Genomic DNA, 21564 nt, shown 5'->3' with positions numbered 1-21564 from the left:
TTTCTTCCTAATTCTTTTTCTTACCAACATGAGCTTGGCTTACGCTTCTTCAATACAGATTGCTATGTCTTTTAGTTCGTAGATACGAAGTCCGTCTTTGCTCAGGTTCGCATCACCAACAATGATCTTTTTGCCGTCTTCATCTTTGATTGCTGTGATGTGTACATCAAGAGACATTTGTTTGTTCAACGGGTTAATCTGACCACGGTATTTCCACTTCACTTCAGATTGAATTTGACCAAACTTAGGATTACGGAAACCTGCACCTAAATCTTTGTTCAGCGCGTACGTTTGCATTAGCTCAATAATCGCTTCAACACCTAATGAACCTGGCATTACAGGATCTTGATGGAAGTGGAACTGGAAGAACCAATCGCTAGGGTCGATAGTACGCTCAGCGTATAGGTAACCAAGACCAGACTTACCACCATCGCTAGTAATTTGAACGTTATCGATAAAGTTTAAACGACCACCAGCAAGTTTGTAGTGCGTTTGTTCTACGCCCGTTTCTGAAACTGGAGCGTTGAAATAACGACTCGTTTTATCAAGTAGATCAATTGAAACATCCGGTGTACGGTTGTTATCAGCATGCCAAGGTTGAGTCACTTTACCGTTATCAAGACCTAGTTGATCTTTCAGTGCTGCGCCTTTGAAGTAACCAAATACAGCCGTACCTTCGTAGAAAGGAACACCATCAGTGCTTAGCTCGAAGCTAAAGCTTTGAACGATGTTAGTACCCATCATTACCGTTGAAAGTAGACGTGAGTCATTGGTAATTGTTTTGCCGCGTAAATCGACGTTACGTAGCATCTTTCCGCTACCATCGAGGTTACGGAAGAATAGCTCTTCACCAGGGAAACCAAGAGTTGTACCCATGTAGCCAGAGATGAAACCGTTTGGCTGAAGTGAGATCTCCATTAATACCGAATAAGGCATTAGAGTTTCATGGCTATTCTCGTCGAAATACCATGCATTCGCTGGTACTTCATATTCTGCGATACACGATGATGGCTTTTTAAACTCACCACGTTTACCTTGAATATCTACAACTCGAGTCGTTAACTGCAGATCACCACATGGAGTACGTGGTGGGATCATGCCTCGGTAGATTGAGAAATCAGGGCCGAAACATTTTTCGATATCGCCCGTCGCGAATTCAAACATATGGTAAGGCGTGAACGGAACAGTATCCGGAGTACGGTTCGGGTAATCAGGTGTTACTGGAGCTTCCACGTGTTGAAGCGGAACAACGCCTTTATTGGTTGCTGTGCCTAAATCTTCAATTTGAGCCATTAAAGGTGCATTCACTGATGCTTGTTGGCTTGCCGATTTATCTGCAACATCCGCTTTTACTGAACTAGAAACAGTTGAAGTAATTTCTGCGAAAGGAACCGTTGTCTCATCCGTCACTACGTAATCACCAGAACCAATGTAACGAGTACACTCTTCGTCTTCACGAATCATCACACCCAAGTTTTGGAAATCAACAATGACTTTACCGTTTAGTAAAATATCAATGTTTGCTTTCGCGTATGGACGTGGGCTCAAACCAATTTCCGTCACTTCCATGCGGTAAGTTAGCTCAGCAGATTGAGGAAGAACTTGGCCACGACAGCGTACTTGCTGTGGTGCATTCTCTAGTGGTTGGAATCGACCGTTCTGCACTAGTGTATGCATACCTAGGTGCATCATGAAGAACTGTAGTAACTGCCCACAACCTTCTGCCATTAACGAACCAGCCATTACCGAGTCATCTTTAAAGTGACATGGGAAATACCAATGTTCAGGCTCTAATTGCTTATGACCTTCAATTAAGCCAAGTCCCCATGTACCACCTTGTGGTTCAACACGGCTGACTTTTTCAATCATCATAAACTTCTCAGAGCTAAAGCACAGTGAAGGCTGATGGCGATCTGATTGGTGAGTCGGGCCAAAACATTCCGCAATATTTGCAGTAAGCAGATGGCGTAGTGATTGGTTATCAAACTCAGTTTTAGGGCAATGTAAGATTGGGTCAAAACGCTGTTTAGTCGCCAACTTACGTGCTTTGATTTCATCTTCGGTGTGAATCACGCCTTTACCGTCAGCCAATTCTTCATCAGTGAAGAAGCCTGCACAGCCGTTATCCATTTTAAGGATCATCTTATCGCCAACGAAACATTCGTAAGAGAAGAAGAACAGCAGTGTGTCGCCATTACGAGCAAAGCTATTGATTGAAATGTCGTAACGTAACGTATCACCACCACGTGGAAGGTCGCCTAAGAACGTTAATGTACAATCAAGTAAACGATAAACACGCTCGCCTTTGTTTTCAAAATCAATACCTAAGTAGCTGATCAGCATTAAGTCACATTGACCTGACTCTACTGCTACAGCCCAAGGGATTTGGCCATCAACAAGGTAAGGCGCATTAACTGGAATATCGTATTCCGTTGTCATTGTGCTCGGCTTGTATTCATTTACTGTCGCATTAAGCTTAGTGACACGAGAAACCAACAAGTAATCAGTGGTTGGTAGTCTTACACGACGAGAGTAACTGTCAATAACAGCGTAATCAGGGCCAAATACATTCGCAATGTCACCTTCAGCGTATTCAACCAAGTCGTCATAATTCCAAATACATGGCTTAAGAACTGGTTTCTCTGGCGCTGCAAATACATTAACTGGCTCTACAACTGCTTCAGCTACGGCCACTGAATGAACTGGTTGAATAGTAACACTGCTCAGCTCTGCTGAATCAAGACCTGAAGTCACGGCATTTAGTTGGGCTTTCAACAGTGCATCTGCTATTTGCAGACCTTGAGCACGTGTTTGAAGGAACGCTTTGTGCACTTCTTGAGTCAATTGTTGATTTTGATTGAACGCTGAAATCTGTGGTGCGTTCTCTTTAGCGGATAGGACTGTAGTCATATTGCTGTGATTACCTGTAATCGAATTCGGCGAAGTCGTCGCCAAAGTTGCAGAAGAATGTAAAGGCTGTGCCGTTGTAAGCTGTGGCGTCTCTATTTGTGCCGTCTCCATCAGTGGAGCTTCAGCGTGTTGTAGAGTCACAATATTCGATTGCGCTAATGTCGCGACCGTTGCTTGTCTCTTCGCTGATTTACCCGCTGACTTTTGTTGAATCTGATTCAAATCAGCTAACGGTGTTTCCGTTATGTGCTGATAAATATCGCGTCCACCCAGCGCTACTGACTTAACTAATTGACGCTTACTGTCACTTGGCAACTCATTACTCAAACGGCCATTCAAAGATTGAGATTCAACGTTTGACTGAGTTAACAATAATTGAGAACACTGCCCTTCACTGATGTTTGCCACAACTGCTCTTTTCGGTGCGCTAACATTCACAGGCGATTGAACATTTAAGCTCAATAAGCCATGAATAAGGCTCGCCATGCCAGATGCAGATGAACAATGGCCAACACGTTCACTCGCATGAATTGGTGTTGCAGCGCTTAACGTACTCGTTAATTGGCTAGTCGTTTGATTTTCAGCTGCTTCATTGAGTTCAAGAAGAGAAACCTCATTTGAACTCACACCTACGCGTGTTAGAAGCTCGTCAGTCACCACGTGTTCACGTTGACTAGAGCCAAAGGCCAAAGCACTTATCTCACCGTAAACTTGGCATTGGGTTGATTCCGCGTGTGCTTGGTCAACCAGAACAAGAGCACCGGCACCCTCACCGACTTTCCAACCCGAATTCTTTGAACTAGGGTCGTTGGCAGTTAAAGCTACAGGCGTAATGCTGTTTCGTAGTAATACATGTTCAGCACTACCGCTTAAGTCTACTGCGGCAATAACGACTGCATCAATTGACTCTTGTGACATTAGGTTTTCAGCAACATCGATACAACGCGCAACAGATTGCTCCGCAGCGGAAATAGTAAAGGCTGGTCCATTGAAGTCCCACAATGATGAAATTCGAGACGCCATGATATTGCCAATGAAACTGGTGTACTGATTCAGCTTCGCTGCATCCATCACACTATCCATCGCTATGGTTTCAAGCGCTTTGTATTCAGCATCCGTTAAATCAATACCCATGTTAGAAAGGCTATCAGCTAGCTGACTGTGCAAGTTTACACGTCCACGGAACTGATGCATTTCCAGTTCAGTTTCCATCGCTACTAACACTGCAACTTTTTGTCCTGCTTCTAACTTGGCATCGCGAATCGCTTCATCTGCTACTTTCATTAGAAGTAGTTGCTGCGAGATCAAACGATCGTCTTCATTTGGTGGAACTTTAAAGCGTAAAAAATCAAGATCAAATTGGTCAATGTACGCACCACTAGGGACGCCGTGTAAACCAAGCTTGCTTAACAGCTCTGGATGTTGGTCTAAACCTTTCCAGCGTTTCTTCGGCAGTTCAATGAACGCGTTCGAGTTTGATTTAATCGCACTATCAAGCTCACACACACTTTTTAGGGAACCAAAGTGAGATGCTAGGCCTGTTATCTTCAATGCAGAAGTTGCGGCGTTAGTACTAGGCTGCTGAACCGACACATTGTTGCTACTGTTTTCTGAGTAAGCTTCAAGTAATAAGTGGGCGTTACAACCACCAAAACCAAACACGGATACGCCAGCACAACGTTCTGAGTTGCCTGCTTTATCTGGCCAAGACTGAACTTGTTTCGGTAAAGTTTGCGTACCGAATAGACCATCTGGAGAAGATAGAGGGGTATCAAGGTTAATACTTGGCGGTAAAACGCCTTCCTTCATAGCAAAGATCATTTTCATGATCCCTGGCATACCCGCTGCAGTAAGCAAGTGGCCAAGGTTTGATTTAGCGGAGCCAATCAGTGGCACGCTAGATCCCTGCAACTTGTCCGTAAAGAAGCGCTCCATTGAAGTCAGCTCTACTTTGTCACCCAGCGGTGTACCCGTAGCGTGACACTCAATCACTTCTATGCTTTCAGGTGATAAATCTGACGCTTCGTAAGCACGTTCAAATGCTTGTACTTGGCCTTTACTATTTGGACTCAATACGAACTGGCCACGGCCATCGTTTGATAAACCAATACCACTAACTACGGCGTAAATATTGTCGCCATCACGCTCCGCATCAGCGAGGCGTTTTAGAACTAAAACACCTGCACCTTCACCAGCGAATAGACCTTTACTGTTGCTATCAAATGGGACTGATACACCGTGGTCTGGATAAGCATGGAATATCGAGAAGCCCATGTTAATAAAGAATGGATCAGCGCCAGATACTGCACCAGCCAACATCATGTCAGCCTTACCCGTATTAAGGTAATCGCAGGCAAGCTTTAATGAATAAACCGAACTTGCACATGCGGCATCTAAGCTTAACTGTACATTGCCAAGGCCTAATGCATCAGCAACCAACTTCGACGCGTTATGAGCAGCAGCTCCATTGATCGCGTTGAGTGGCTGAGGTTGTTCATTGGTTGGCAATAACTGGAAGTTTTCGTTTGAAAGCTTCGTCTTCAGCGCCTTCTCTACCACTGAATGGTACATAGGTAGGAACAGATCGTTAGAGCGTGTCGTTGGAAACGATAGCGCGCCCATAATCACACCCGTGCGTTCTAATACTTCAGCATTTATATCAATTCCAGCATCTACTAGGGCTTTACGGCTAGTATCCAGTGCCCATAAAAAGCTTTGATCGACACCTTTGAATGACTCTTCCGTTACGCGGTAACCTGAACTATCGAAGCTGAAGTTTTCAATATAGCCGCCTTTATCACAATAAAAACGGTCAGACTCACCTTGGACACCTTGGTAATCATTTGGTGTTGCGCCAAGCTTTTCAGCGCTTAACGTTGTACGTGAATCTTTCTTATCAAGTAGATTCTGCCAAAAGTCATTTGGCGTATCTGATTGCGGGTATTGATTGGCAATACCAACAATTGCAATTTTATTGCATTTCACTTTATCTTTCTGAGAACTCATATCGGCTCTCCTTGGTGATTATTTGCTTGATTCTCTGCTGCATGGCTACTGTTAGGTGAGTTCGTTGCAGATAAATCACGCTGGAACTTCGCGTTATTTATTTGCAGCTCTAAGCCTTCAAGAAGCGGTGAGACAGACAGAGGAATTTGGTGAGTAATTAGCTGACCAATGCATTTCAATAGCGTAGTGATGTCTTCACCACCCTTCGCATTCGCCGCCACAGTGCAATACCCGTTAGCCACCTCATCAGTACGATTAATCTTGTCGATTAGCGTACTTGTTTGACGGTCAGCCCCTACTTCAATAAACAGACGAGCTCCCTGTGTACGGGCACTACGAATCAATGAAGTAAAATCTAATGTCGAACAAAACGTATTAGCAATTGAAAGTGCAATGCTTTGACTGTCGATATCAACAGGGCGATTTTGGTCGGCACTAATAAAACGAATATGCTCAGGCAGTTCATCAAATACTGGCTGCGTGTAGAACTCACGTATCTGCTCATGCTGACTCCAAGCTGGAGTAGTATGCATCGCTGTTACACGGTTAGCTGGAATTCCACGCTTGCCTAACTTCTTAAGAAGTGCGCGGCACGTTTCTTCACAACCCGCTAGAACACAAGTATCACCTTGAACAATGGCTAGATAAGCACGTGGAAACTCAGGTAGAAGAGCTTCAATAGAAGCAGCATCACTGCGAACAACAAAGCTATTCCACTTAATTTGTTCGGCAGTACTTAATTGCCAATTCTCACGTACCGCAGTTAGCTCACCTGAAATCGCGGTGGTGAATATTGGGCTGGTTTGAGTCATCTCAATCAGTGCGTGTGGGTTTTTCCACACTCCCAAACTTGCCCACATTGATGCTTCGCCTTTGGAATAACCTAACGCAAAGTCCGGCTTCACTGCAAAATTTTCACACAACAATTGAGTCAGAATATAGCTACTGCCTACACCCGCTATAGCAAGTTCACTCAGTGACAGCTCTTGCGGATCATCAGCGTACGTTTTACTCGCTTGCAGCATTTCCTCTAGATCACCTTCACGCTCTAAACGAGCAAAAAGCTGTGGGAAATAGTGGTGAAATTCACGAAGCAACCCCGGATAGACTGTGCCTACACCTGGGTAAACAAATGTGACCCCACCTTTGCTGTTTGGAGCTGGTGAAAAACAGCTACCAGCAGGCGTTTTGTAATGACTGTTTTCAGCCATTACTTTGCTCAGTGAACTTTCTAACGCAGCTATCTCTTTTAACGCAGACTCTACCGATACCGCTTGAATGACAATATCAGCACAAGCACCATTTTTAGAACCAGATGTCTGATACTGCTTAAGGTTAGAATGCATTAACTCAATCAGTTCAATTGCTTTAAGCTCACTAGAGTCAATTAAAGGCAAATCACTAAGTTGTACTTTTAGTTGAGCTAGAGCAGAGCTAAGTTCCGTTTCATTTGAACCACTAACGACGAACATTACTCTCTCTTCAGAAAGTAATGGTTTAGCAGGAAGTAGCCCTGTCGCTTGAGTTAAAATTAAACTTGTTGAACCTTTATTTTTGCTATTAAACGTTAGCGAAGCAACACGAGCTTTATTCGGCTGTGTAAACCAATAACGATTTGCTATTGCTCGACCTGATATAGCGGTAAGCACACCAAACAGCTCAGTGAATTGCTGCGTAGAAGTAATTACATCAAAATCACGATCATAGCTAAGGTCTTCATGTTGACGTCGTGCATGTGAAAGCGCCTTCTCGACACTCTCAGCTTTTGTTGCACTATTTTCACAAAAACCAGCAAAGTACGCATGAGGATGAATTTTGTTTTTCGCAGCACTCAACGCGTTTAGCATCAAGATACTACTGGTCATCTCAGCATTGCCGGAAGCCGTAGTTAGCTCAATAACATGACCTTGAGACACCGCTTCAATAGCGCTATTAATCGATAGATTGAAATCATCACCGACCACTATTTTTTGAACAGTAGGAAGTGAGGACAGTAAGTCGGCAGAAAGCCCAGCGGCGTTTGCAGGCTGAGCTAAAAGAGCGATGCGCAAAGGCATCGCTTTATTAGAAGGAACTGTCACTATGAGGATAGCTCCTTTTCTGTCTTAGACTTAGCTATCTTGGACTCAGCTGTTTTAGACTTTTTTGTCTTTTTCGCTACCGATTTAGTTTCAGCTTCTTTATTCTCTACAGCCGCTTTTTTAATAGACGGCACAGTCAAAGCAACAGGCTGATTAGCTAAGAAGGCATCATTAAGCGTTTTACTGATGGTCACTTTCGCCCCATTCATAACAGCACTTAATCGACCATCTTGATGATAAAGAGCGATATTCGCTTGCAGTGAACGAGCAGTACTCTTGATCACTTCAAGTTCTAAATAGCCTTTATCACCTGATTGCATTGGTGAATAACAGATCATCTCACCAATAGCAGAAGGAAGACTCGCTGAGCCGTACTTTAGACGAGCCCAAACTAGCATCGCTTGTAACAGATAATCTTCAGTAAATGGCTGGCTATCACCAAACTCATTTTTTGCAATGAAAGATCCGCAATCACTATCAGCAATAGTTGGCATTTCACATTGCGCTAACAAGCCTTCGTCATCAAAACGCTCTACAGTCTTAATGCCTTGTAGTATTGGCCCGTGAAATAACGTTCCGTCACTGTACAACGTTTCTGCAGTTGCTACTTTTGAGCCTGAGCTAGCATCAAAATGCTTAACTAATGAAGCTGGTACATCGCCCGCTACCTGTGCTTCAGCAATCTGCAATTCCGCTTGATACTGTGGTCGACCTTGGCAACTGATCAACGCTTTAATCAGATTCTCGGATTCCGCACTCGGTTTATTAGCAACCCCAGCAATAGGTGACAGCGTCACTGTTAATTCTTGTGCTTCATCAGTGTCAAAGATTACGCCTTTGAGCAACTTGTAGTTGCGAACGCTAACGTTCGCCCCTATCAATTGCTGCGCTGTTTCACGCATCCATTGGATTGCACACACTGTCGGTAACACTGGATTACCGGCAATGCAGTGATCCTTGATGAAAGGCAGAGCCTTTGGATCAAGGATACGTGTCACAGTGATGCTTGTTTTCAGCGGACTCTTTGCAAGATGCACAGACTCCGCATTAAGCTTTTTTACAGAAGCTTCCTCTTCAGCGCCTTGCATGCTTGTACCAACAAGAAGTTGAATGCCAGTTTCGCTTAGTAGTTGAGAACTAAACAGTTCTGCACCTGCTTGTAGAGGAATCACGTAAACGCCGCGATCTTCGAACATTTTTTTCAATGCCGCGTTAACCATGCCACCGTCCCACGGTCCCCAGTTGAAGCTCATTACTTTCGCTTCTGGGTTACGTGCTGAAAGCTGCAGTGCTGCTTTGTTCAGAATTTCGTTCGACATTGCGTAATCGCTTTGCCCGATATTTCCGTAGAAACCTGCTGCAGATGAGAACATCGCAACCAATTTCAGCTTGCTGCTATCAAGACCGCTAAGTACCGCTTCTAATCCACCGACTTTCGTTCCGTAAACCATGTTCAGTTCATCTAACGTTTTGTCTTGAATATGTTTATCAGCTAATACACCCGCACCGTGAATCAAGCCTGTGATGTCGCTGAAGTTAGCCAGTGTCTTAGTTACTGACTCGCTGTTAGATACATCGAGACTTAAGTATTCAGCGCTAGCGCCTACATCACTAAATGCTGCTAATGCGGCATTAATTTCTAGACTGCTTAATACAGGCTTTATTAATGTGTCGACTTTCTTAGGTGTTGGTTTATCACCTGTCGCTTGTAAATGTGCAATTGCTGCAGGCTTTAGCTCGCTTTCTTTCTTACCTTGAGCCCATTGTGGAAGCTCACTTGCAGTAACATGCTTACTGCGACCCGCTAGAATGAAGTGAGATTGACACTGCTTAGCAAGAGTTAAAGCACACTCGAAAGTTACGCCTTTTGCTCCACCAGTAACCAGAACCTTATCGCTCTTACCCAGTTTTGCTGCTGTATTTTTTGTTAAAGCTTCACCTGGAGCTGCTGCAATCAACGTTGCACGACCAGATTCACCTTCAACAGTTTCGCTTAGACCGATTTCAACAGTATTCGTATCAATGTCGAAAAGCTCTGCTGTAATAGCTTCAGCTAAGTGGCGAGCATCAAGAGCTAGCGTTGCATCTAGCGCACGACAGAACACGTTTGACCATTCGTGGCTCAACGTTTTAGTTAAACCTGAAAGTGCCGCTTGGTTTAGCTCTGCATTAACTAATTGCTCTGCATTTAGGTAACCAAAACCGCCATCAATACGGCTTAGAGTGAAGAACACGCTACGACCTGACACAGTGTTAAGTTGGCTGTTTAGGTGCTTAGCGAATAAGAACGCGATTGAAAATGACAATTTAGAATCTACATTTAAGTTAACGCCTAACTTAGATTGCTCTTCTTTCGAATTAACTAACGCTTGTAGGTGAACAAAACCAGCAATCACTTTGTTTGAAGGTTTTAGGTCTGCTTCAATTGAATTGATAACAGAACTTATACCCGCATCATCAATGCTTTCTAGTGTGTAGCTTGCGATTTCACTGTTTAGTGGTGACGCGGCAGATAGTGGACTACGTACCACAGCGACTTGAACGCCGTTAGCAGTCAGCTTTTCTGCTAGAACACCCGCATTATGACCATCATCGGTGATCACAACACAAGCGTCTTTTGAAAAACAGTCGACCAGTTTATCTACCGCTGGTAGCTTTTTTAGCGCTACCTCGTTGTGTGGAGGAAGTTCTGCAGATTCAGAGATCGGAGTCACAGTTTGAGTTGCAGACTTTTCAACGTTCGCTACTGGAGCAGACGTTGACAGTTTGCCTTGCATGTATGTAACGATTTCGCCAAGTGTACGACACTCTGCTAGATCTTCAGGGTTTAACTCTGGAAGTGTTGGCAGTTGATCTTGAACGGTGCCAAGGATCTCAACACGCTTGATTGAATCGATACCTAAGTCAGCTTCCATATCCATTGCTAGGTCTAGCATTTCTGCCGGGTAACCTGTTTTGTCTGCAACCACTTCTAGCATTGTTGACTGAACATGCTCAGGGTTTAGACCGTTAGCTGTTGGAGCAGCTTCCGTTTGCGCGATTGCCGCTTCTTCTACAAGAGCAGGTGAGCTTAGCTTACTGTTCATGTAGTCAACGATTTCGCCTAGTGTACGACACTCTGCTAGATCTTCAGGGTTAAGCTCTGGAAGAGTTGGTAGTTCGTCTTGAACCGTACCTAGAATCTCAACACGCTTAATTGAGTCGATACCTAGGTCTGCTTCCATATCCATTGCTAGATCAAGCATCTCTACTGGGTAACCAGTTTTTTCAGCAACCACTTCAAGCATTGTCTTTTGAACTGTCTCTGCGTTAAGTCCACCTGTTGTTGCTACTTGAACTTGTTGAGCAGCAGGTGCAACTACAGATACAGCAGATAATTTGCTGTTCATGTAGTCGACGATTTCACCAAGAGTACGACACTCTGCTAGATCTTCTGGGTTAAGTTCTGGAAGAGTTGGTAGCTCATCTTGAACTGTACCTAAAATTTCAACACGCTTAATAGAGTCGATACCAAGGTCTGCTTCCATATCCATTGCTAGATCAAGCATTTCTGTTGGGTAACCAGTTTTCTCAGCAACCACTTCTAACATTGTCTTTTGAACTGTCTCTGCACTTAGACCGCTAGCGACTGGCGCTGATGCAGGAGCTGCTGTTACAACAGCCGGAACAGCAGATAACTTACTGTTCATGTAGTTAACAATTTCACCCAGTGTGCGACACTCAGCTAAATCTTCAGGGTTAAGCTCAGGTAATGTTGGTAGCTCGTCTTGAACGGTACCTAGAATTTCTACACGCTTAATTGAGTCGATACCAAGATCTGCTTCCATATCCATTTCTAGATCAAGCATCTCTGTTGGGTAGCCCGTTTTCTCAGCAACCACTTCTAGCATTGTTTTTTGAACGACCGCCGCATCTATGCCGGTAGAAACTGGTGCTACTGCAGCTTGAACTGGAGCACTGCCTGTTGCTGGCATCTTACTGTTCATGTAAACGACGATTTCACCAAGCGTACGACACTCAGCTAGATCTTCAGGGTTTAGCTCTGGAAGGTTTGGCATTTCATCTTGAACCGTTCCAAGAATCTCAACACGTTTGATAGAGTCGATACCAAGGTCAGCTTCCATGTCCATATCAAGATCTAACATCTCAGTTGGATAGCCTGTCTTCTCAGCAACCACTTCTAGCATTACTTTTTCAGCATCAGCCGATTGTACTTGCACAGGAGCCGATTGAGCCACTATTGCCGGTGCTGAGGTCTTAGCTGCCATAGTTTGAGGAGCTTGTTGTTGAACAACTGGAGCTGCAGGTTTAGGCGCTTGTACGACGGCTGGAGCTGCTTGTGTTTTAACAGGTGCAACTTGTGGAGCTACCTGAGTTTTAACTGCTGGTGCCACTGCTTGTGCTACAACCGTTGGCGTGTAAGCAGGAACCGTTATTGGCGCTACGCTTTGAGAGCCAAGCGCACTTAACGCTGAGTTGTTGCTTTGAGCTTGCATCTCTAAATAATGCGCGTGAGCTTTCAGCGTTTCAGCTTGGTGTTGATGGAACATGTCCATTGAACGTTGTAGGCTTTCTGGAACCGAAACGCCTGCTGTCGCCATTTTTGCTTGCTCAGACATTAGCGTATTAAACGTATCGCCGTACTGCTGAGGAATTGCTAAGAATTGCTGATGAACTTCAGCTGCTTGCTGTTGTGCGTTAAAGAACGACTGTAACGAAGACTCATCCACAGATACAGGCGATGTAGCTTGTACGTTAACTTGTACATTAGATGCCTGAACTGGAGTCACGTGAGCAGCAGCTGGTGCTGTTGCTGGTACTTGATCTGCTGCAACGGCAACAGGAACTTCTACTATTTCAGTTTTAATCACTTCTTTTTCCACAATCTTTTCGACTTCAACTTTAACTTCAACAATTTCAGTCTTCTCAGTCACTTGGCCAGTAGACAACGACTTGTCCATCTTCTTACGAGTTGATGGGCTGATGTAGTTCGTCGCATTCAATTTGATGTTCATTGGCGACGTAGCTGCTGGTGCTGCAATATCGGCTTGGTATGGGTCAATGTTGTCTAGTGACACGCCCGCTACACAAAGTTGAACCGCTGCTAAGCGCAATTGATGATCACTATCACCTTTAGGGCTTGGGTTAATACTGATCGTGCAAAGCTCTTCGCTTTTATCTGCTAGCGTTTTCTCTACCAGTTTAGTCAGAATGTTCTTCGGTCCGAATTCAACAAACACGCGTGCACCAGCGTCGTACATAGCTTCAAGTTGAGCGCTGAAATGTACTGATTGCAGCATGTGCTGTTTGAAGGCTTTCTTAATTGCCTTGCCATCTTTACCGTGCAGTTTGCCAGTCGCGTTTGAATACAATGGTAAAGCAGGAGCACTAAACGTTGCTTTGTCGATTGCAGATGCAAATGGTTTTTGAGCATGAGCAACTAATGGTGTGTGGAATGCACCAGATACTGGTAAAGCAATCGCTTTGAAACCTTGCTCAGTTAGTGCATCAGCAGCTTTCTTAGCTGCATCTGTTGGGCCTGCAATAACAAGCTGAGTTGGCGCGTTGTAGTTTGCAATGCTCACACCTTCAAACGCAGCAATGCAGCTTTCAACCGCAGATAGCTTATCGGCATCCAAGATAACAGCGTACATTGTGCCGCTGTCACCTTCTTTTGGTGTAGCTGCCATTGCATCGCCACGAGCAAATGCTAATTGGTAGTAATCATCTTGAGAGATCACACCAGACGCACATAGCGCGCTTAATTCACCAAAGCTATGACCTGCAACCATGTCCGCTTTAAAGCCTGCTTGAGACATGATCTCGAACTGACCCATTGAAATCGTACCAATCGCACTTTGAGCGTTTGCAGTATTAGTCAATACTGCTTCTTGAGCTTTAGTTGCATCGGTTGTGAATGTTGGAATAGGGAAAAGTACTTGAGACAAAGCTGTCTTCTTGTGCTGACCAAATACCTGATCCGCTTTTGCTAATTGTTGACGCATCTCTGGGTAATGACATGCAAGCTCGCGACCCATGTTTAGGTATTGAGAGCCCTGCCCTGCAAACAATGCGGCAACTTTACTATCAGCACTTGTGAATGCTGATTCGCGGAAAGTCGTTCCGTTAGGCAGTTGCCATTGTACTTTCTCTTGACCGTCGATCATCGAAATAGCTTTTGTAAGCTGAGCTTCAAGATCCGCTTGATCATTAGCAACAAGACCTAGACGAGCATGCGATGCATCAATGTCGCGTACAGCGTATTGAGTAGCAAACTTAGCTAAGTCTTTTTCGTTGCCAGTAAGTTCAGAAACAACCTGTTTTAAACTCGCGGTTAGCGCGCTACGTGACTCGGCACTAAATAGGAACGATTGAGGAACTTGACGCTGACGGTATTTATCACCACGAGCATGTTCTTGTTTGTACTCTTCCATTACAACATGGAAGTTAGTACCACCGAAACCGAATGAGCTCACACCCGCACGACGTGGCGTACCATCAACACGACGCATCCAAGGACGCGTTTGAGTATTCAAGTAGAATGGAGAGTTCTCGATCTCTAATTTAGGGTTCGGAGCAGAGACATTGATCGTTGGTGGCAATACTTTGTGGTGCAACGCTAGCGCAGCTTTAATCAAACCAGCAGTACCTGCCGTTGATTTAGTATGACCAATTTGTGATTTAACAGAGCCAAGCGCGATATGCTGCTTCTCTTCGTTATCTTCACTAAATACTGAATTTAGACCGCCAAATTCTGCAACATCACCTGCCGCTGTACCAGTACCGTGCGCTTCAAGTAAGCCTAACGTATGTGGAGCGAAGCCTGCGTCATCGTAAGCACGTTTAAGGGCTTTAGCTTGGCCTTCAGGACGTGGAGCATAGATACTCTTAAACTTACCGTCTGAAGATGAACCAACACCTTTAATCACAGAGTAAATTCTGTCGCCATCACGCTCTGCATCTTCTAGACGCTTAAGCGCAACCATACCAATACCTTCACCGATCATCATACCTTTAGAGTCGATGTCGAACGGCTGAATAGTTTCGTTAGTGGTAAATGCAGGAGTCTTAGAGAAGCTCATGTACATCGTTGGTGAGTTATCTGTACAAACACCACCAGTGATCATCATTTCACTGCGACCTTCAACAAGCTCGCTCAACGCCATACGCATAGCAGCTAAAGAGCCTGCACATGCAGCGTCAACCACACAGTTAATGCCACCAAGGTCAAAGCGGTTAGCAATACGACCTGAGATAACGTTTCCAAGTGAGCCTGGGAACGAGTTTTCTTCCCAGTGGATGTACTGATCTTGGAACTTCTTGATCAGCATCTCGCTATCTTCATCGCTAATGCCGCTGCTCTTGAATACTTTCTTCAATACAGGGTATTGAAGACGAGCGTTCAGGCTCTGAGCGATTTTTTGACCGCCACCAACACCTAACGTAATACCAATTTTATCACGGTCATAGCCTTCTGGAAGTTTTGCATCTTCTAACACTTCCTTCGCTACGATAAGCGATAACAACTGAGACGTATCAGTCAGCTCAAGAATATTTGGCGGAAGACCAAACTCCATTGGGTTGAAGTCTACTTCAGGAATAAAACCACCACGCTTACAGTAAGACTTATCTGGCGTTGTTCTGTCTGCATCGTAGTAATCTTCTGGACGCCAGTGAGTGTCTGGAACTTCAGTGATAGCATCGATTTTTTCGCTAATAAGATCCCAGAATTTATTCAAATAACGGGAATTCGCAAACATGCTCGCCATGCCAACGATTGCAATCGGCATATCTTTAAGGCGCTTATTAAGACGAGTATCGTCGATAGATTCAGGTTTGGTTGTTTCGGGTTGGCTCATTATGAGTCTCCACTGGACATCACAGAGAGTGATGACATGTTTTGATACGGCGTTTTTAGATACATAGAAAGAAAATCTGTAAAAGATTTATAAAAACACAGCTGAAAATTCTGGTTGCTGAGGTTGTGCAACCAAATATAGATTTGTTTCTTAGAGTTCGATAACTCGTAGGGGGTAATGCTCTTCATAGACGATTTAAGCATTGAAACGTTAGGTTAAGGTCTGACTGAGTTGGCTTATTAAGTACTTGGTCCTTTAGTACAGCCTTCATTAGCACATTACTTGAAAATGAAATGTTCGTTACTGAAATGCCCATTAAATCCTATCCAAACTATTGCTAAGTAAGAAGCTTAATCTCGCAATGAAAATTAGTTAATTTGACCAATGGTTGAGCAGGCTACCCGAGGTGGCAAGTTGATACAATCCTCTAAACGCTCTGTACTATCTCTTCAGACCAGTTGAATTCTCCAGATTTCATAGGAATGCAAAGTAAAACAAGCTAACTAACTGATTAATATTGGCTAGCAAGTGAATGTTAGTGCTTTTACTCTACATATAACCTTAATGAGATCTACGTCAGGTTTTTGTAAGTATTCTTAAAGAGAGCCTTATTCTGCAATGGGTTATTTTTGTCAGTGCAAAAATTATGATAACTTCCACCTCAAGTAATATCGTCTCCATATGAAAAGAAATCCGCATTATTTAGGGGCTATTTTTCGCTTTTATCTAGTGTTTAAATTTAACCCACCTTGTGTGTTTTTTAGTAAGTGAGAAATTATGTTTGATCGTCAACCACAGGTAGATTTGTGGCTGTGTCCCCTTATTGAACTCGATGAAACATTTGAGCGAATCTCACATCTTAAAACGTTCCTCACACCAGATGAGATCGCTAAGGTTGATCGCTACCGTATGCACGCTGATAGAATTCGTGCGCTCTACGTTCGAGCCTATCTTCGCTCAATACTTTCTCGCTACTGCAATATCGAACCTACTCAATGGCGTTTTGAATATGGTGACAAAGGAAAGCCTACTTTAGAGATTAACCAACTTGCTTCAACGGGGCTTCACTTCAATATTAGTCACAGCAAAGATCACTTGTTGATTGGCGTGTTTCAATCTCCAGCAGATACAGTTCAGCTGGGGATCGATATTGAACACACTAGAGAGAGCACCGATATTCATGCAATTACGGCTCATTACTTTTCAAGTAGAGAGGTAGAAGACTTAAATAGCTTGCCGGCGGTTCACCAAAGAGCGCGCTTTTTTGATTTATGGGCGTTGAAAGAGTCCTATATAAAAGCGACAGGTAAAGGTCTATCGACTTCTCTTAAAAGTTTCTCTTTTGATTTTTCGTCAATGAAGGTGAATCACGATCACGACCTTGTTGGTAACGACGTGGGTAGTACTTGTAGTAATGGCAAGTTTGAACTTTACACAGGAATCGACATTGTATTCGCAGACCATACAAGCGATAAAGAAAAAGAAGGGACAAATAGTTCGACGTATTGGCAAAGTGCCTTAGGTCGCCTTAATGATCAATATAGATTCGCGGTGACGTTAGGTGGAGTCAGTAACGATATGATCATTAGCATGCATGAATTTGGAAATGACGATTTGTTTCGGTAGAACTATTGCCGCTCTTAATACGATAATCAGTAGAACGGCAGTTGAGTTCGGTTATTAGTGAGTAGATCTTCGAGAGTGCCCTACCCTCAACTAAAATACATTGTTTGCACTAACCTGCTAGCATCGCCTTTAAAACATCTTCTGGTAATGGATGCAGACGCTTCTCTTTATCCAAACACACCATCTCAATATCACCTATAACGGCAGGCCTAGTCGCACCTTTCTGCCACACTTCTTGTCGCCAAAGCGTTTTGTATTTGCCATCCAGTTTGAATGAGGTACGAATATCGCAGATTTCCGCAAACTCCACACCGTCTTGAAACGTCATGTTAGCCTTGTATACTGCAAACCCTAACCCATACTCATTCCAAAGTTCAGCGAGCTTGTCACTGCCTAATACGTGCTCTCTTGCACGTTCAAAGTACTTTAGGAAGTTTGGATGATAAACAACCCCTGAGTGGTCGGTGTCTTCATAATATATTTGTACAGGATGGTGAAAGATCTTGCTCATGTAGGTGGATCTCGTTATTAACGTTGGCATCATCAAAATGCGAAATAATTGTCGGCACTCTACATTAAACCTCTAAAACACTTCAAGAATTGAAACGTAAAAGCATGCTAGTCTGACCTCTTTAAATTCATTTCCCTCGCGTTAACTAAGAAACATGCCTTTTTCATTTTGTTCTAACAAAAAATCCCAAAATGCTTTTACTCGTACGACTTTCCGCATCTCCGGATGGGCAAGTAACCAAATATAGCCACTAAACTCATTAGGTAATCGGTATACCTCTACAAGCTCGGTTGACATCAACGCAGGTAAAAGAGCAATGCCAAGCTTATTTTTCGCGCAACCCTTAGCTGTCTCTACATTGTTGCAAGTAATACTATATGGACCACTCGATACGTTTTGTCGAAACCATTTGACCGGTCTCGGCTCAAAGCCTTTATAACCAATTAAGGGCTGCTTTCTAAGTAACTCCAAATCCATTTTTTGTTTTGGTACCAAATCAGGATGCGCAAAAAAGGCCCAAGGTGCCTGCTTTAATTTTCTCGCGATAACGTTTTCTGGTGCTTTCATATTTGCTCTAATGGCAATATCAGCTTCCCGTTTACCAAGGTCTAAATCGCCGATTCCTTCGATTATCTCAAACTCAACCAAAGGGTATTTTTGATTAAACTTGTAAATCATTTCCGGTAGCGTTCGTGAAGCCATCGTATTCGGTGCTGTAAGACGTATTAAGCCTTGCATATCTTTCTTATTGATATGAGTACTCAGCTGGATTGCCTCAACATGAGATGCCATTTTCTTTGCACTTTCTAATACCTCTAACCCTGCATCTGTTAAACGGTACCCTTGGCGTTCTGCAATAAAGATTTGGCACCCTAGCTGTTCTTCCAACCCTTGTATTCGACGCCATGCTGTACTGTGATTAACCCCAATATGTTCAGCTGCCGCCTTCAATGACCCCTGCTCTGCAATAGCAATAACATATCGTAAATCGTTCCAGTCCATAGATTAACTCCTTCAGCTAGTCTGTTTTTTGTTCAAAGCCAAAATTTTTAACATACGTTGAACATCCCATCCATTGCAATTATGCATTTTAGTAATGCATATATTGCCATTTATTTGCATCAATGAAATCACTATATTTGAACCATGACAACTCTAAAGGTGATAAATATGAAAAACATTCTCGCAATCTATTCAAGTGCAGCTGGTGAATACTCTACGTCTACACAACTGGCTAAACAGTGGATCAACCAACAATCAGTAAACCTAATTGAGCGTGATATAGCATCGTCGCCTATCAACCACTATGACGAAGTTACACTAAGTTCATTTTTCTCAACCGACCCTGAGCAATTAACGGATGAACAAAAGCAAGCTTTAGACACTTCCGATAAACTGATTGGAGAAGTTCAAGAAGCCGACTATGTTGTACTTGCTGTTCCTATGTATAATTTTGGTATTCCCTCTACACTGAAATCTTGGTTTGACCAAATTGCTCGTGCGGGTAAAACCTTCACTTACGGAGAGAACGGTCCGGAAGGCCTTTTGCAGAATAAGAAAGCGGTTGTGATACTGACCCGAGGTGGCTTTTATAAAGACAGCGACCATGACTTCATGACACCCTATTTAAAACAGTTTCTCGGGTTTATCGGGATAACAGATGTTCAGTTTATCTATGCAGAAGGCACGGCAATGGGGGAAGAGAGTAAAGAGTCAGCCATTTCAAACGCAAAACAATTGCTGGAAGAAGTCGCTGTTTAACTGAGCGTTAGCCGCTACAGGGAACACAATTATCACAATTTAGATAAGCACGTACATATCACAACGATTATATGTACGTGTTCTAAATCAACCACTACAAACCAAAGCCAACTTTATGCAGTTTGCGTACAGGCCTAAACAGATCGTGATCACAAAAGTTCATCAGTGGTATACTCTACTAACTATTAATGACTTGCTGACCACTATGAAAGATTGTAATCAATGCGGTAAATGCTGTACCAAATATGGTGGTGGCGATCTCTGGGCATCCCAAGAAGAAATTGATTTGTGGGAAATATTTAATCCAGAAATTTTTGAGTATGTGAACAATGGTAAGATTTGGTTCAACCCAGAAACAGGCGAACAATTCGACCATTGCCCTTTCCTCGAATTGGTGCCAAAAACTCAATCACAAGAATCAGATAAATATACCTGCAGTATATACTTAAGCAGGCCAGAAGACTGTCGACACTACCCTAGTCTCATTGCTGAAATGGTAAGAGATGAATGTGAAATGATAGAAGCTCTTGACTTAGATAACCCGAAACAAGCCCAAATTAAGCTCGATAAATTAATGATAGATAGCCGCCCACCAAGCACTTAAAGCGTACATTTCGGTATAGAATTAAGACTCTCATAAGTTCTATTTCGTCATCATTTGCCTACATTCATTGCTTACCAAATGCTTGTTCAATTTTTTGATCGGTATTGTATTCACTTAATGCAAACATGGACCAAATAACCGCAGGTATCCAACCAATTAAGGTGAATTGTAACACCAAACAAACAACACCCGCTATTGGTCGTTCAATAGTAAAAAACTGAAGCCAAGGAAGAAAAATAGCCAACAAAAATCTCATCTCAAATTCCTACATAAACTAAGTAATTAATCACCCTGATACTAAACTTAGCGCATAATCATATCTGAATATGTCCAAAATATGAGACTCGGTGCTCATCAACGACATTCGCTTTACTGAAATCATAATCAACTAAACGAACATCTAATGTAGAGATCGAGGCGAAATCTTTGTCTAGGCATGACTTAACAAAGGTTGCCAAAGGCTCAGGCCTAACTCAAATGAGGCTATTGTGATGCCAAATCGATTTTCCGATTTTTGTAATAATACTCTTTGTCATGCTCCCCTATATCTCTCAAAACACGACACGGGTTACCCACAGCAACAACATTCGCTGGTATATCTTTGGTTACAACACTTCCTGCACCAATAACAGTATTTTCACCAATGGTAACGCCCGGTAAAACGACAGAATTAGCTCCAATCCAAACGTTATTCCCAATAGCCACAGGAATATTAAATTGTGCAATGTCACGTCTTAGGTCTGGATCAATAGGATGCCCAGCTGTTGCTATGGTGACGTTAGGGCCAATCATGACATAATCACCAATATATATATGCGTATCATCAACTAACGTTAGGTTGAAGTTAGCGTACACATTCTTACCTAAATGGGTATGAATTCCCCAGTTGGCACGTAAAGGAGGCTCTAAATAGCAGTTTTCACCAACTTCGGCGAACAGCGTTTTCATTATTTCTAAACGCTTATCCCCTTCAGTTGGTCTAGTGAGATTAAAGTCATACAGCCTGTCTAAGCATTTCATTTGCTCATTAGCTAAGGTTTCATCGTCACAAAAATAGACTTTCTGCCCGTGTAATTTAGTCTTACTGTCCATCGTTTACCTCTCTTAGAAAGACATCACTATAGCCGGATTAAATAGTGCTGCATTAGACGTTGAAACAAACACTTTCACCCACTATAACTTAAATAATCATCAAGTTTGACCATA

10 protein-coding genes are annotated in these 21564 nt (G+C 43.2%); 3 read left to right on the top strand and 7 right to left on the bottom strand.

Annotation, left to right across the window (positions count from 1 at the left end; translation table 11 throughout):
• Positions 1–39: 39 nt before the first annotated feature.
• The 3 genes from L4D20_RS04035 to L4D20_RS04025 are packed head-to-tail and all read right to left on the bottom strand — an operon-like array spanning position 40 to position 15856.
• Positions 40–5916 (bottom strand): hotdog fold thioesterase, encoded by a 5877-nt coding sequence (locus tag L4D20_RS04035; RefSeq protein ID WP_428800258.1) that lies wholly within the window; start codon positions 5914–5916, stop codon positions 40–42.
• Positions 5913–7997 (bottom strand): PfaB family protein, encoded by a 2085-nt coding sequence (locus L4D20_RS04030; RefSeq protein ID WP_428800257.1) that lies wholly within the window; start codon positions 7995–7997, stop codon positions 5913–5915. Before L4D20_RS04030 ends, L4D20_RS04035 begins: the two co-directional genes overlap by 4 nt.
• On the bottom strand, positions 7997–15856 hold the full coding sequence (locus L4D20_RS04025; protein WP_428800256.1) for a phosphopantetheine-binding protein: 7860 nt from the start codon (positions 15854–15856) through the stop codon (positions 7997–7999). Before L4D20_RS04025 ends, L4D20_RS04030 begins: the two co-directional genes overlap by 1 nt.
• Before the next feature lie 777 nt (positions 15857–16633).
• On the opposite strand from L4D20_RS04025, the gene L4D20_RS04020 reads away from it, so the two are divergent.
• A complete protein-coding gene (locus tag L4D20_RS04020; RefSeq protein ID WP_428800255.1) occupies positions 16634–17482 on the top strand; it encodes a 4'-phosphopantetheinyl transferase family protein in 849 nt (282 codons plus the stop codon).
• Positions 17483–17591: 109 nt separating this feature from the next.
• Here L4D20_RS04020 and L4D20_RS04015 read toward each other — a convergent pair whose 3' ends face one another.
• Both L4D20_RS04015 and L4D20_RS04010 read right to left on the bottom strand, forming a co-directional pair.
• Positions 17592–17993, bottom strand: a complete 402-nt coding sequence (locus L4D20_RS04015) for a thioesterase family protein (RefSeq protein ID WP_428800254.1) — start codon at positions 17991–17993, stop codon at positions 17592–17594.
• 141 nt (positions 17994–18134) lie between these two features.
• Positions 18135–18995 carry a LysR family transcriptional regulator gene (locus L4D20_RS04010; protein ID WP_428800253.1) on the bottom strand — a complete coding sequence of 287 codons (861 nt, stop codon included), beginning with the start codon at positions 18993–18995 and terminating at the stop codon, positions 18135–18137.
• A 168-nt stretch (positions 18996–19163) separates the two neighbouring features.
• On the opposite strand from L4D20_RS04010, the gene L4D20_RS04005 reads away from it, so the two are divergent.
• Complete coding sequence (locus L4D20_RS04005) at positions 19164–19754, top strand: FMN-dependent NADH-azoreductase (RefSeq protein ID WP_428800252.1); 591 nt, start codon at positions 19164–19166, stop codon at positions 19752–19754.
• A 205-nt stretch (positions 19755–19959) separates the two neighbouring features.
• Positions 19960–20358, top strand: coding sequence for a YkgJ family cysteine cluster protein (locus L4D20_RS04000; RefSeq protein ID WP_428800251.1), 399 nt, complete (start codon positions 19960–19962; stop codon positions 20356–20358).
• A gap of 64 nt (positions 20359–20422) precedes the next feature.
• Here the strand turns inward: L4D20_RS04000 and L4D20_RS03995 are convergent, their stop codons facing one another.
• Together L4D20_RS03995 and L4D20_RS03990 are read right to left on the bottom strand one after the other, a co-directional pair.
• Complete coding sequence (locus tag L4D20_RS03995; RefSeq protein WP_428800250.1) at positions 20423–20614, bottom strand: YqaE/Pmp3 family membrane protein; 192 nt, start codon at positions 20612–20614, stop codon at positions 20423–20425.
• Positions 20615–20841: 227 nt separating this feature from the next.
• Positions 20842–21450, bottom strand: coding sequence for a sugar O-acetyltransferase (locus L4D20_RS03990; protein ID WP_428800249.1), 609 nt, complete (start codon positions 21448–21450; stop codon positions 20842–20844).
• Positions 21451–21564 lie beyond the last annotated feature (114 nt).

Origin of the sequence: Vibrio kyushuensis (genome assembly GCF_050337325.1) — a bacterium.
Classification (GTDB): Bacteria; Pseudomonadota; Gammaproteobacteria; order Enterobacterales; family Vibrionaceae; genus Vibrio; species Vibrio kyushuensis.
This window is presented reverse-complemented; position numbering and strand designations above follow the sequence as displayed.

Bases quoted from the DNA above. Each gene is read 5' to 3' on its own strand.
- L4D20_RS04035 (WP_428800258.1), bottom strand. From the start codon at position 5,916: ATGAGTTCTCAGAAAGATAAAGTGAAATGCAATAAAATTGCAATTGTT.
- L4D20_RS04025 (WP_428800256.1), bottom strand. From the start codon at position 15,856: ATGAGCCAACCCGAAACAACCAAACCTGAATCTATCGACGATACTCGT.
- L4D20_RS04020 (WP_428800255.1), top strand. From the start codon at position 16,634: ATGTTTGATCGTCAACCACAGGTAGATTTGTGGCTGTGTCCCCTTATT.
- L4D20_RS04015 (WP_428800254.1), bottom strand. From the start codon at position 17,993: ATGAGCAAGATCTTTCACCATCCTGTACAAATATATTATGAAGACACC.
- L4D20_RS04010 (WP_428800253.1), bottom strand. From the start codon at position 18,995: ATGGACTGGAACGATTTACGATATGTTATTGCTATTGCAGAGCAGGGG.
- L4D20_RS04005 (WP_428800252.1), top strand. From the start codon at position 19,164: ATGAAAAACATTCTCGCAATCTATTCAAGTGCAGCTGGTGAATACTCT.
- L4D20_RS04000 (WP_428800251.1), top strand. From the start codon at position 19,960: ATGAAAGATTGTAATCAATGCGGTAAATGCTGTACCAAATATGGTGGT.
- L4D20_RS03995 (WP_428800250.1), bottom strand. From the start codon at position 20,614: ATGAGATTTTTGTTGGCTATTTTTCTTCCTTGGCTTCAGTTTTTTACT.
- L4D20_RS03990 (WP_428800249.1), bottom strand. From the start codon at position 21,450: ATGGACAGTAAGACTAAATTACACGGGCAGAAAGTCTATTTTTGTGAC.